Source organism: Zobellella iuensis (genome assembly GCF_016746085.1).
Classification (GTDB): Bacteria; Pseudomonadota; Gammaproteobacteria; order Enterobacterales; family Aeromonadaceae; genus Oceanimonas; species Oceanimonas iuensis.
The window spans coordinates 1-11,900 of sequence record NZ_JAERTZ010000026.1 but is presented as its reverse complement, the minus strand read 5'-3'; the positions used below and the strand labels follow the sequence as shown (position 1 = coordinate 11,900).

The following is an 11,900-nucleotide window of genomic DNA, read 5'->3' as shown; positions in this document are numbered from 1 at the left end:
GGGCGTTGCCATGAATACCTTGATTTTTCTGGCACTGGTGGGGCTGGCGGTGGTGTGTTTGAGCATGGCGCTCTTCGTGCCGGTCACCCAGCCCCGGCTCAAATATTCGGCCATGCTCAAGCGCCGGGTGCAGGCGCTGGCGGAAGAAAACCGGGAGCAGGCCCAGGCGTCCATCTACCGCACCAAAAAGCTGGACTCCCTCTCTCCCCTGCTGCGCCGGATAGAGACACTGCCCTTGATGGAGCGGGTGGCTTTTTCCCTGGATCTGGCCGGCTCCCGGCTTTATGCCTGGCAGTTGGTGCTGATGGTGGCGGTGGGGACGGCGGTGCTGGTGCTGGCCAGCTGGTTCTGGCTGTACAATATCTGGCTCAGCCTCTTGCTGCTGGTGCTGCCCACCCTGGCGACTCATTTCAAGCTTAAGCGCAATTACCTGCAACGGCTGGCGCTGTACGAACAGCAGTTGCCCGAGGCGCTGGATATCATGAAGCGGGGGCTACAGGCGGGTTATTCCTTTGCCGAGACCATCAAGCTGATCAGCGAGCAGATGCCCAACCCCATGGGGCGGGAGTTTGCCCTGGTGTTCGCCGATATCAACTACCGCAAGGATGTGCGCAAGGCCATGACCGGCCTGCTGGAGCGGGTGCCCAGTATCTCCAATATGGCGCTGATCAGCGCAGTGCAGGTGCAGCGGGAAACCGGCGGCAACCTGGTGGGAAATATCGATAAGCTGGCGCGCATTATCCGAGATCGTTTCAAGTTTAATCGCCAGTTGCGCACTTTGTCCGCCGAAGGACGGATGTCGGGCTGGATACTGGTATTGACTCCCTTCGCACTCTTTGCACTCATGTTCGTGACTACTCCCAGCTATGTCATCGAGCTGGTTGGCACTCCTGAAGGTAACAGGTTGATGATGTTCGGCGGAGCAGGGATGGCCATTGGCACTTGGTGGATCAGCAAAATTATCAAGATAGAGGTGTGATATGGACACGTTCAATCAACTGATAGGGCAGGTATTCGCCGATCCGCAACTGCGCCAGTGGCTGCTGATAGGGGTGGTGGGGCTTTCCGCCGTTACCCTGTTTTGGGGCTTGACCCTGGTGGCCAGCGGGGTTGCCAGCCCTTACCGCCGGCAGCTAAAAAACATACAGCAAGAAGTTGACGATAGCGACCAAACCCTGGAGCAGCGGCTGGTGATTGCCAAACAGCATGGCAGCGGTTTTAACGGCCACCGTATCCGCACCCTGCTGGTGCATGCGGGTTTTCATAAGGAGTCGGCTTACAGGGCATTCAACGGCATTCGGGTGCTCGTAATACTGCTGGCAGTAGTCTTGAGTTTTATGTTCCTCAGCCTGTTGACCCGTTTACCTTTTAATATGATTCTGCTGCTAGTGGCAGCCATTGCCTATGTGGCCTACGTTTTGCCGGTGTTTATTCTTGAACGACTGGCTAATAAGCGTATGAACCAGATGAAAATGGCCATGCCCGATGCCTTGGATCTGCTGGTGGTCTGTACCGAGGCGGGCCTGGGCTTCAAGGCCGCCTTGCAGCGGGTGGCCCAGGAGGTGAACATGAGCCATGAGGAGCTGGCCGAGGAGCTGGCGCTGATTTCCGCCAAGCTCAGGGCGGGCCTGAGCATGCAGCAGGCCTTCGAGGAGTTTATTTTGCGCACCGGTCTTGAGGATTTTCGCAGCCTCAATGTGGCGATCAATCAGTGCATCCAGCTGGGTACCAGCATCGCCGAAACCCTGCGGGTCTATGCCGACGAGTACCGCATCAAGCGTAAGCAGGAGGCGGAAGAGCTGGCCGCCAAAATAGGCACCAAGATGATTTTCCCGCTGGTATTTTTTATCTGGCCCTCGTTTTTTATCGTGGCCATAGGTCCGGCCTTAATCAAACTCTTCAAAGTCTTCGGCAACATGTAATCATGTAATAAAGCAGCGGGAATCAATGAATTGGATGCCCGCAAGCTGGCCCGGGCCAGGTACTGCTACTAGCATTAGATGGATTCAACAGACACTAGCCAAGGACTGGCTTAAGGATAACGAGATGAAAAAGATCACCAGTGCGCTGATGGTGCTGCTGCTGAGCGGTTGTGCCGCCACCGGTGGGCAGCAGGAGGAGGGCTTGTCGGGGATGACAGCGCCGGGGGCGGGGATGATCAAGCCCACCAACGCGGCGGAGGCCCGTATGCTTGTCGCCCAGTCGCAAACCGCGGGCAATATCGATGCCATGGTCTATGCCTATCGCCAGGCGCTGGCCTTCAGGGAATTCAACCAGGCGGATCTCTACCTCAACATCGCCCGGCTGGAGCAGCAGCGCAGGAACAACGGGGTGGCCGAGCAGGCCTACCGCCAGGCCATGGCCCTCGATGGCAAACGGCAGGATCTGAAAGAAGCGCTCGCCTTGTTGCTGGTCGACATGAAACGCCACCAGGAGGCGGAAACCCTGTTGCAGGAAGTGGTGGCCGCCGATCTGGCCAGGCTTAAGGCGGCCAATGCCGGTGCCGCCAGCTGCACCACCGACAGCCAGTCGCCCTGGCGCAGCTACAATGCCCTGGGGCTGCTGGCGGACATCATGGAGCAGGGCGAGCAGGCGCGGCAGTATTTCCAGTGTGCCCTGCAGGTGCAGCCCGGCCTGGCCATGCTGCACACCAACCTGGGCTTTTCCTATTACCTGGAGGGCGAATACCCCCAGGCGGAGCGGGCCCTGATCCGGGCGGTGAACCAGGATCCGGAATTCCAGAGGGCCTGGAACAACTTAGGATTGTTGTATTATCGCTGGGGGCGCAAGTCAGAGGCGTTGGCGGCCCTGCGCAAGAACATGTCCCAGGCCGAAGCCCTGAACGATCTGGGTTACATCGCCATGATGGAAGGGGCTTACGAAGAAGCCGCCGGCCTGTTCCAACGTGCCATCGACGCTTCGCCCCGCCATTACCCCAAAGCCGTTGAAAACCTGCGGCAGACTAAAACCATGTCGGCGGTGGGCAAAAGGTAACACAACACAGTGGGGCGCGGGTCTTGTCCCCGAATGGGGACGGCCCGCCCGCGCTCCGTGTGGATCTCCTGCGCTCCGTTTTTTCCCCTCTTGTTACGGCTGCTCCTGGTGGCCCTGCCGGGCTTGGCGCAGGCATTCCAGCAGCTCCAGGGTGGTGGGGTCGGGGTGTTCTTCGTCGCGCCAGCACATGCCCACATAGCCTTCGCCGCTGTCGAGGCGGATGTCCAGCGGCACCACCAGGCCGCGGCCGGTGAAGTGGCGGGCCACCCGCTCCGAGCTGACCGACAGCATGTCGCTGTGCTGCAGCAGCCAGAGGTTGCCCACCTGGGAGGAGGACTCCACCCGGTAGGGCGGCGGTTTGCGCCCGGCCAGGGTCAGGGCCATGTCCAGCTTGCTGCGGATGGGGGTGCCCTGGGGCCAGACTATCCAGTCGTACTGGTAAAGGTCGTCCCAGCCCAGCCCCGGCCGCCCGGCCAGGGGATGGTCGGGGCGGGCCACGATGCGCAGCGGCTCCTCGTAAAGCATTTCGCTCTTCAGGCTGGCGCGGGGCTGGTAGTTGTCGAGCCGGCCCACCACCACGTCCAGCTTGCCCAGCTCCAGCTTGTCCAGCAGCGAATTCATGGTGCTTTCCTGTATTTCCACCCGCGTCCTGGGATGCTGGGCGATAAAGGCCATGATGGCCGCCGGCACGAAGCTGGGCGCCGAGGCCGGCGAGGTGCCCACCGCCACGGTGCGGGCGCTGCCTTCCTGCAGGGCTTCCAGGTTGTGCTGGGCCCGGGCCATCTCGGTCACCATGCGCCGGGCATGGCTCACCAGCAACTGGCCCATGGCGGTGGGCCTGAGGCCGCGGGCATGGCGCTCGAACAGCGGCGCGCCTATGTCTTCTTCCAGCTCCTTCAGCCACTTCGACAACCCCGGCTGGGTGCTGTGCATGATGCGGGCGGTGTCGCTCAGGCTGCCGGTGTCGGCCAGGTTGATCAGCAGGTGCAGGTGCCTGAGGCGCAGGCGGCGGGTCCAGTCCATCGAGCTATACCATAAAGTGTATGACGGTATCTAAAAATATCATTATTCGATATGGGTTTCACGGACAATACTGTTGCTCAGAAGTTACGAGGCCGTGAGCGAGACATTGGAAGAATGCTATCGCCGGGCAGTACCAGGGCGCCGACGCAGGGCCGCTCAATCAGTCAGGAGAGTGTCACGTGAGTTATGTCGTAGAACCCCAAGCCGTCACCAGCATCCCCGTCGTCGGCGGCGAGCAGCAGTTTCCGGTGCGCCGTGTCTATTGCGTCGGCCGCAACTACGCCGCCCATGCCCGGGAGATGGGCTTCGACCCGGATCGGGAGCCGCCCTTCTTCTTCTGCAAGCCCGCCGATGCCGTGGTGCCGGTGGCCGACGGCCAGGTGCTGGCGCTGCCCTATCCGGGCGAAACCGGCAACTACCATTATGAAATAGAGCTGGTGGTGGCCATCGGCAAGGGCGGCAGCAACATCCCCCTGGAAGAGGCCAACGACCATGTGTGGGGCTACGCCGTGGGTCTGGACATGACCCGCCGCGACTTGCAGATGAAGATGCGCGAGATGGGCCGCCCCTGGGAAATCGGCAAGGCCTTCGATGCCTCGGCGCCGGTGGGCCCGCTCCATCCGGCCAGCCAAATCGGCCACCCCGGGCAGGCCGCCATCTGGCTACAGGTAGACGGCGAAGACCGCCAGCGCAGCGACATCGACAAGCTGATCTGGTCGGTGCCCGAGACCATCAGCTACCTGTCCCGCTTTTTCGAGCTGCAGCCGGGCGATCTGATCATGACCGGCACCCCGGAAGGGGTGGGCGCGGTGCACCGGGGCGAGCTGATGGTCGGCGGCGTCGAGGGCCTGGGCGAACTGCACGTGCGTGTGCTGTAAGGGAGAGAAGACCATGCAGCTTTACAGCTTTTTCAACAGCTCCACCTCCTACCGGGTGCGCATCGCCCTGGCCCTGAAGGGCCTGGACTACGACTACAAAGGCATAAACATCCGGGTGGGCGAGCAACGGGCCGATGACTACCGGGCGCTGAATCCCTCCCAGGGGGTGCCGCTGCTGGTGGAGGACGACGGCACCGCCCTGAGCCAGTCGATGGCGATCATCGACTATCTGGACGGGACTCATCCTGAGCCCAGACTGTTGCCCGCCGAGCCCCGGGCCCGGGCCCGGGTGCTGGAGCTGGCCAATGCCATCGCCTGCGACATGCACCCGGTCAACAACCTGCGCATCCTCGGCTACCTGAAGAACCGCCTCGAGGTGAGCGAGGAGCAGAAGAACGACTGGTACCGCCACTGGATAGCCGAGGGTTTCGGCGCGGTGGAGGCCCTGCTCGAACGTTATGGCCATGGCCCCTACTGCTTCGGCGAGGCGCCCACCCTGGCCGACTGCTGCCTGGTGCCCCAGGTGGCCAACGCCGAGCGCATGGGCTGCGATTTGAGCGCCTATCCCAGGGTGATGGCGGTGTACCAGCACTGCCAGCGGCAGCCGGCCTTCCAGCAGGCCGCCCCCTCCCGCCAGCCGGACTTTACCGCCTGAGCCGGGCGACAGACAGATTGAAAGGAGAACAGTGATGGACAAGCAACAGACAGAGCAAAAAGTCATCGTGGTCGGCGGCGGCATCGGCGGCCTGGCCGCGGCGCTGGCCCTGGTGCGCCGGGGCTTTAGGGTACAGGTGCTGGAGCAGGCGCCGGAGATCGGTGAAATCGGCGCCGGCATCCAGCTCGGGCCCAACGCCTTCCACGCCTTCGACGCCCTCGGCGTGGGCGACAAGGCGCGCAGCCGCTCGGTGTTCACCGACTTTATGGTGATGCACGACGCCATCGACGAATACCAGATCGGCAAGATCGAAACCGGCGAGGCCTTCCGCCAGCGCTTCGGCAACCCCTATGCGGTGATCCACCGGGTGGACGTACACCTGTCGCTGCTCGAAGGCGCCCAGGAAACCGGCCGGGTGGAATTCAAGACCGACACCCATATCCAGCGGGTGGAGCAGGATGAAAACGGCGTGGCCGTCTACGACCAGCGCGGCAACGTTTACCGGGGTGTGGCCCTGATCGGCGCCGACGGCGTCAAGTCGGTGGTGCGCGCCACCTACGTCAATGATCCGGCCCGGGTCACCGGCCATGTGGTGTACCGCGCCGTGGTCGACAAGGAAGACTTCCCCGAAGAGCTGCGCTGGAACGCTGCCAGCCTGTGGGCCGGCCCCAACTGCCACCTGGTGCACTACCCGCTGCGCGGCGGCGAGCAATACAACGTGGTGGTGACCTTCCACAGCCGCGAGCAGGAAGAGTGGGGCGTAACCGAAGGCAGCAAGGAAGAGGTACAAAGCTACTTCCAGGGCATCTGCCCCAGGGCGCGCCAGCTGATCGACCTGCCCAAGAGCTGGAAGCGCTGGGCCACCGCCGACCGGGAGCCCATCGAACAGTGGACCTACGGCCGGGCGACCCTGCTGGGCGACGCCGCCCACCCCACCACCCAGTACATGGCCCAGGGCGCCTGTATGGCGATAGAGGATGCCGTGACCCTGGGCGAGGCGCTGCGGGTGCACGACAACGACTGGGACCAGGCGCTGGATCTGTACCAGCGCTCCCGGGTCGCCCGCACCGCCCGCATCGTGCTGTCCAGCCGGGAAATGGGGCGCATCTATCATGCCAAGGGCGTGGAGCGGCTGATCCGCAACGAGCTGTGGAAAGGCCGCAGCCAGGAACGTTTCTACGACGCAATCGAATGGCTGTACGGCTGGAACGTGACCAACTGCCTGAAAGACGACCACCGCTAATCGTATCGCGCGCCGGCCCGGCCGGCGCCGCAAGGAGACAGAGAAGATGCATCAACTCGGAACCCTGGAAGACCTGCCCGAAAGCTACCGCAACGAGCTGACCGAACAGAACCTGGTGCCGCTGTGGCCCAACATGCGCGCCGTGCTGCCGCCCAAGGTGCCCAGCCGCAAGACCCGCACCCTGCGCTGGGACTACGAGGTGGTGCGCCCGCTGCTGCTGCAGGCCGGCGAGCTGACCCCGATGGAAAAAGCCGAGCGCCGGGTGCTGGTGCTGGCCAACCCGGGCCACGGCCTCAACAACATGCAGGCCACCCCCAGCATCTACATGGGGCTGCAGCTGATCCTGCCCGGTGAAACCGCGCCCAACCACCGCCACACCCCCAATGCGGTGCGCATCATCATCGAGGGCGAGGGCGCTTACACCACCGTCAACGGCGAGCCCTGCCGCATGGAGCGGGGCGATCTGATCCTCACCCCCTCCGGCAAGTGGCACGAGCACCACCACGAAGGGGAGGGTCCCATCGTCTGGCTGGATATCCTCGACCTGCCGCTGATCTACCAGCTGGAAGGCTCCTGGGCGGTGGAAGGCCAGCCCCAGCAGACCACCCTGAGCCGGGACAAGTCGTTTGCCGACTACAGCGCCGCCGGCGTGGTGCCCAACCTCAACTTCCGGCGCGGCACCGCCGACTCGCCCATGCTGCGCTATCCCTGGGGCAAGACCCGTGCCTGCCTGGTGGAGATGGCCGAGCATTATCAAGACGGCCTGCTGCAGGTGAGCTACGTCAACCCGGAAACCGGCGCCAGCCTGTTCCCCAGCATCGGCTTCGGCGCCCTGATGCTGCGCCCGGGCGAGACCCTCACCCTGCCCAGGCGCACCACCGCCTGCGTGTTCCACGCGGTGGAAGGATGCGGCCAACTGAGCGTGGACGGCGGCGAGCCCCTGGCCTGGAACGACAAGGACACCCTGTCCGCCCCCGGCTACAGCGACATTACCCTGAGCAACGGCTCGGCCGACCAGCCGGCCTTTATGATCACCGCCGACGAAGCCCCGCTGCATCGTTACCTCGGCATTTACTGAGTAAGGGTTGAACAAGATGACCGTAAAACTGTTATTTCCCGCTAAAGAGCAGACCTTCGCCGCCGTGGCCGGCACCGACGCACTGTTCCCGGTGCACCGCATCTTCTGCGTGGGCCGCAACTACCATGCCCATGCCGCCGAGATGGGCGTGAGCGTCGACAAGTCCACCCAGGAGCCCTTTTACTTCACCAAGCACCCGAGCACCCTGATCCCCTCGGGCAGCGAAATCGCCTATCCGCCGCAAACCGCCAATTACCATTATGAAATGGAGTTCGTGGTGGCCATCGGCAAGGCCGGCTTCGAGGTGAGCGAGGCCGAGGCCAGCGAGCTGGTGTTCGGCTACGCCGCCGGCCTGGACATGACCCGCCGGGATCTGCAGCTGAAGGCGCGGGAAACCGGCCGGCCCTGGGATCTGGGCAAGGACTTCGAGGAGTCCGCGGTGCTCGGCCCCATAGTGCGCAAGGAAGAAACCGGCATAGTGGACAGCGGCGCTATCAGCCTGAGCGTGAACGGCGAGATCAGGCAGCACTCGGATCTGACCAAGCTCATCTGGAACGTGCCGGAGATCATCGCCCACCTGTCCCGCTTCTACCACCTGCAGCCGGGGGATCTGATCTACACCGGCACCCCCGACGGGGTGGGCCCGGTGGTGGCCGGCGACAAGATCACCGGCGCGGTGGCCGGGGTGGGCGACGTAGAGCTGCGTATCGCCCAATAACGACGGGGCCGGGTCATGGACCCGGCCGGACCCGTTGATGATGAAAACGGATGTTAGGCCCAACGGCCGCAATGGTGGGGGATACCCCCGGACTCAAGGATTACAGGGAGCTCGACTCGTCATGGTAACTTTCAAAAAACTCTTCGCGGTGACCGCCATCGCCTCGGCACTGACCTTCAGCTTTTCCGCCAGCGCGGAGCGGATGCGCCTGGGCCACGTGACCCCGCCCAGCCATATCTGGAACCAGGTGGCCGAGCGCTTCAACGACAACCTGAAGGAAGCCTCGGGCGGCAAGCACACCATCATGATCTTCCCGCTGTCCAAGCTGGGCGGCGACGATCAGATGATCGATCTGCTGCAGTCCGGCGGCCTGCAACTGGCCATCCTGACCGCGGGCAGCCTGTCCAACCGGGCCGAGGACATGAACGCCTGGTTCCTGCCCTATATCTTCGACGACGTGACCGACGCGGCCGAGGCCAGCCAGCATCCCGCCGCCCAGGAAATGCTGGACAACCTCAAGCAGCACAAGCTGGTGGGGCTGGGCTATACCTTCGCCGGCATGCGCCACGTGATCTCCTCCAAACCCATGACCTCGGTGGACGATTTCAGGAACAAGAAGATCCGCTCCTTCCCCAACAAGCTGTTCAACGACTGGTGGAACCAGCTGGGCGCGGCGCCCACCGCCCTGGCCATCAGCGACGTGTCCTCGGCCCTGACCACCAACCTGCTGGACGCGGTGGACGTGGATCTGGACATAGTGGTCGGCCTCAAGATGTACCAGCAGGCGCCCTACCTGACCCTGACCAACCACATGGCCTTCCCCGGCGTGGTGGTGGCCTCCGAGGTCTGGTGGAACCGGCTGTCGGAAGAGGATCACACCCTGGTGCTGAACGCCTTCAAGGAGGCCGAGGAATGGGGCTTCAGGAAGCAGGCCGAGGCCGAGCTGAGCAACCTGGAGCTGCTCAGGCAGGAAGGGGTCACCATCAACGAATTCGACGCGGCGCAGCTGAGCCAGGCCGCCGAGGCGATCGTCGGCAAATACAGCGCTGCCAGCGAAGGCATCAACGCCTTCTACCAGCAGCAAACCCAGTAATCAAGCACAAGGGGCGGGGCCCGGGCTCCGCCTACCGAGGTGATTATGTTCAAGATCATCAAGACATTGGATGGACTGCTCGGCAAGCTGGAATACGCCTTGCTGGTGCTGCTGACGGCGGCGCTGACCCTGATCCTCTCCGCCCAGGTGATACTCCGCTACTTCTTCAGCAGCCCGCTGTTCTGGGCCGAGGAAGTGTCGGTGCAGATCCTGATTTCCGCTACCTTTATCGGCGTCAGCTACCTGCTGTTCAGCAACAAGCTGGTGCGGGTGGACTTTATCCTGGAAAACCTGGGCAAGCCCTGGGGAGCCTGGCTGAACAAGGGTCTGCAACTGCTGTCCATGCTGGTGCTGCTGGTGCTGTGCTACTACGCCACCGAATGGATACTGCGCCCGGAGATCAAGGCCGACGTTTCCCCCACCACCCAGCTGCCGCGCTGGTACAACTACGCGGTGCTGGTGGTGTCCTTCTATTGCATGGCCTGGCACCAACTGATCAAAATCATCCTGCCCGCCAGGCTGGTTCACAGTGAGGCGGCATTATGATGACCTCCATTACCTTCTTCGTCGCCCTGCTGCTGGGGCTGCCCATCTTCATCACCCTGCTGCTGGGCACCCTGGTGTTTTTGTGGCAGGCCGACCTCACCGTGCTGATGAGCTCGCTGCCGATCCAGCTTTACGGCTCCCTCAACCAGAACGGCCTGCTGGCCATTCCGCTGTTCATGCTGGTGGGCGAGCTGATGAACAAGGGCGGGCTCACTTCCCGGCTGATGAACGCGGCCGACGTGTTTGTGGGCGGTTTCAAGGGCGGCCTGGCCTATGTCAACCTGCTGACCAACGCCATGGCCGCCTCCATCCTCGGCTCGGCCACCGCCCAGATAGCGGTGATGAGCCGGCTGATGGTGCCGACCATGGTGGAAAAGGGCTACAAGAAGGAATTCTCCGCCGCCGTCACCATGGCCGGCGGCCTGCTGGGGCCCATCATCCCGCCCTCGATGCTGATGATCATCTACGGGGTGGTGGCCTACCAGCCGATTTCCGCCCTGTTTATCGCCGGCATACTGCCCGGACTCTTGATCATCGCCGGCTTCGCCCTGGTGATCTTCCTCACCGGGCTGTTCGCCGGCCTACCCTCGGGCGAGCACCTCAAGCACAAGAACATCCGCCAGGAGCTGGTGAGCGGCCTCTTGCCCGGCACCATTCCGGTGGTGGTGATCATCTGCATCATCACCGGGGTGATGACCCCGACCGAGGCCGGCGCCATCGCCTCCATCCTGGCCTTTATCATCGGCGCCGTGGTCTACAAGAGCATCGGCCTGAAGGAGCTGCCGGGTATTTTCGCCTCGGTGGCGCTCAACACCGCCACCATCACCGGCCTTATCGCCACCGCCTCGGTGTTCGGCTGGGCGCTGTCGTTCGAGGCGGTGCCGGACATGCTGGTGGCATGGATCAGCGGCATCACCACCTCGCCGCTGCTGTTCCTGATGCTGGTCTATGTGCTGGTGATCCTGCTCGGCATGTTCCTCGAGAGCATCAGCGTGATGATAGTGATAGTGCCCATCATACTGCCGGCGGCCATTTCCTTCGGCATCGATCCCATCCACTTCGGGGTGATCATCAGCCTGGCCACCCTGATCGGCCTGGTCACGCCGCCGGTGGGGCCGGGGCTCTATATTGCCATGACCTCGGCCAACCTGCCGATGGGCGCCCTGTTCAAGGCGATGATCCCCTTCCTGGCTTCCATGCTGATCTGCATGCTGATCATCGCGGTGTTCCCGGCCATTTCCCTGTGGCTGCCGAGCCTGATGTAGTTCGAACGACAATAAAAAAGTGGTGAAGACACCGATTTGCCCTTTCACCCCAGGTGAAAGGGCTTTTTTTTTTTGGAGCGCGGGCGGCCCGCCCGCATGGGGATACGCCTGTGGTTAAGGCATGGCTTTCAACGCCGCAGGTTCCCGCTGCGCTCCTGTTGTAGGGTCGAATTTATTCGACCAAACCCCGGCGCCGTGGGTGGAAGGTCCATTGAAATGGACCCTTCAGCCAAACCACCGTCCATTTGTAGGGTCGAATTTATTCGACCGAACCCCGGCGCCGGTGGCGGGGTGGTCCATTGAAACGGACCCTTGTATGTTGAAGCGAGATGAACTGATAGAGTTAAAAACAGTTACCGGGGAGGCCGTTGGACCCTGGAGGCAGCATTCGCTGACCTCGCACGTAG

General features: G+C 62.9%; 12 protein-coding genes. 11 read left to right on the top strand and 1 reads right to left on the bottom strand.

Translation table 11 applies throughout. From position 1 onward, the window contains the following. Window positions 1-10 precede the first annotated feature (10 nt). The 3 genes from JKV55_RS14045 to JKV55_RS14035 all read left to right on the top strand — a co-directional run bounded on the left by JKV55_RS14045 (window position 11) and on the right by JKV55_RS14035 (window position 2,994). A complete protein-coding gene (locus tag JKV55_RS14045) occupies window positions 11-979 on the top strand; it encodes a type II secretion system F family protein (protein ID WP_202086961.1) in 969 nt (322 codons plus the stop codon). A gap of 1 nt (window position 980) precedes the next feature. After that, a complete protein-coding gene (locus JKV55_RS14040) occupies window positions 981-1,922 on the top strand; it encodes a type II secretion system F family protein (protein ID WP_202086953.1) in 942 nt (313 codons plus the stop codon). Between the two features lie 124 nt (window positions 1,923-2,046). Beyond that, entirely contained in the window at window positions 2,047-2,994 is a 948-nt protein-coding gene (locus tag JKV55_RS14035) for a tetratricopeptide repeat protein (RefSeq protein ID WP_202086951.1), read from the top strand. 93 nt (window positions 2,995-3,087) lie between these two features. Here the strand turns inward: JKV55_RS14035 and JKV55_RS14030 are convergent, their stop codons facing one another. Beyond that, window positions 3,088-4,017: a LysR substrate-binding domain-containing protein gene (locus JKV55_RS14030; RefSeq protein ID WP_202086942.1), complete on the bottom strand. Its 930-nt coding sequence runs from the start codon at window positions 4,015-4,017 to the stop codon at window positions 3,088-3,090. A 179-nt stretch (window positions 4,018-4,196) separates the two neighbouring features. On the opposite strand from JKV55_RS14030, the gene JKV55_RS14025 reads away from it, so the two are divergent. The 8 genes from JKV55_RS14025 to JKV55_RS13990 all read left to right on the top strand — a co-directional run bounded on the left by JKV55_RS14025 (window position 4,197) and on the right by JKV55_RS13990 (window position 11,493). Further along, window positions 4,197-4,895, top strand: coding sequence for a fumarylacetoacetate hydrolase family protein (locus tag JKV55_RS14025; protein ID WP_202086941.1), 699 nt, complete (start codon window positions 4,197-4,199; stop codon window positions 4,893-4,895). A 13-nt stretch (window positions 4,896-4,908) separates the two neighbouring features. Beyond that, complete coding sequence (maiA, locus tag JKV55_RS14020; RefSeq protein WP_202086939.1) at window positions 4,909-5,550, top strand: maleylacetoacetate isomerase; 642 nt, start codon at window positions 4,909-4,911, stop codon at window positions 5,548-5,550. 34 nt (window positions 5,551-5,584) lie between these two features. Further along, a complete protein-coding gene (locus JKV55_RS14015; protein WP_202086937.1) occupies window positions 5,585-6,793 on the top strand; it encodes a 3-hydroxybenzoate 6-monooxygenase in 1,209 nt (402 codons plus the stop codon). A 46-nt stretch (window positions 6,794-6,839) separates the two neighbouring features. Beyond that, on the top strand, window positions 6,840-7,871 hold the full coding sequence (locus JKV55_RS14010) for a cupin domain-containing protein (RefSeq protein WP_202086935.1): 1,032 nt from the start codon (window positions 6,840-6,842) through the stop codon (window positions 7,869-7,871). Window positions 7,872-7,887: 16 nt separating this feature from the next. Next, window positions 7,888-8,589 (top strand): fumarylacetoacetate hydrolase family protein, encoded by a 702-nt coding sequence (locus JKV55_RS14005; protein WP_202086933.1) that lies wholly within the window; start codon window positions 7,888-7,890, stop codon window positions 8,587-8,589. 121 nt (window positions 8,590-8,710) lie between these two features. Next, the gene (locus JKV55_RS14000; protein ID WP_202086931.1) at window positions 8,711-9,682 is read left to right on the top strand and encodes a TRAP transporter substrate-binding protein; all 972 of its coding nucleotides are present in this window, start codon (window positions 8,711-8,713) and stop codon (window positions 9,680-9,682) included. Between the two features lie 45 nt (window positions 9,683-9,727). Then, window positions 9,728-10,228: a TRAP transporter small permease gene (locus JKV55_RS13995; RefSeq protein WP_202086929.1), complete on the top strand. Its 501-nt coding sequence runs from the start codon at window positions 9,728-9,730 to the stop codon at window positions 10,226-10,228. Continuing rightward, a complete protein-coding gene (locus JKV55_RS13990; protein WP_202086927.1) occupies window positions 10,225-11,493 on the top strand; it encodes a TRAP transporter large permease in 1,269 nt (422 codons plus the stop codon). Before JKV55_RS13995 ends, JKV55_RS13990 begins: the two co-directional genes overlap by 4 nt. Window positions 11,494-11,900 lie beyond the last annotated feature (407 nt).

Excerpts from the sequence above, each read along its gene's own strand:
- JKV55_RS14045 (WP_202086961.1), top strand. The coding sequence starts at position 11 with ATGAATACCTTGATTTTTCTGGCACTGGTGGGGCTGGCGGTGGTGTGT.
- JKV55_RS14040 (WP_202086953.1), top strand. The coding sequence starts at position 981 with ATGGACACGTTCAATCAACTGATAGGGCAGGTATTCGCCGATCCGCAA.
- JKV55_RS14035 (WP_202086951.1), top strand. The coding sequence starts at position 2,047 with ATGAAAAAGATCACCAGTGCGCTGATGGTGCTGCTGCTGAGCGGTTGT.
- JKV55_RS14030 (WP_202086942.1), bottom strand. The coding sequence starts at position 4,017 with ATGGACTGGACCCGCCGCCTGCGCCTCAGGCACCTGCACCTGCTGATC.
- maiA (WP_202086939.1), top strand. The coding sequence starts at position 4,909 with ATGCAGCTTTACAGCTTTTTCAACAGCTCCACCTCCTACCGGGTGCGC.
- JKV55_RS14015 (WP_202086937.1), top strand. The coding sequence starts at position 5,585 with ATGGACAAGCAACAGACAGAGCAAAAAGTCATCGTGGTCGGCGGCGGC.
- JKV55_RS14010 (WP_202086935.1), top strand. The coding sequence starts at position 6,840 with ATGCATCAACTCGGAACCCTGGAAGACCTGCCCGAAAGCTACCGCAAC.
- JKV55_RS14005 (WP_202086933.1), top strand. The coding sequence starts at position 7,888 with ATGACCGTAAAACTGTTATTTCCCGCTAAAGAGCAGACCTTCGCCGCC.
- JKV55_RS14000 (WP_202086931.1), top strand. The coding sequence starts at position 8,711 with ATGGTAACTTTCAAAAAACTCTTCGCGGTGACCGCCATCGCCTCGGCA.
- JKV55_RS13995 (WP_202086929.1), top strand. The coding sequence starts at position 9,728 with ATGTTCAAGATCATCAAGACATTGGATGGACTGCTCGGCAAGCTGGAA.
- JKV55_RS13990 (WP_202086927.1), top strand. The coding sequence starts at position 10,225 with ATGATGACCTCCATTACCTTCTTCGTCGCCCTGCTGCTGGGGCTGCCC.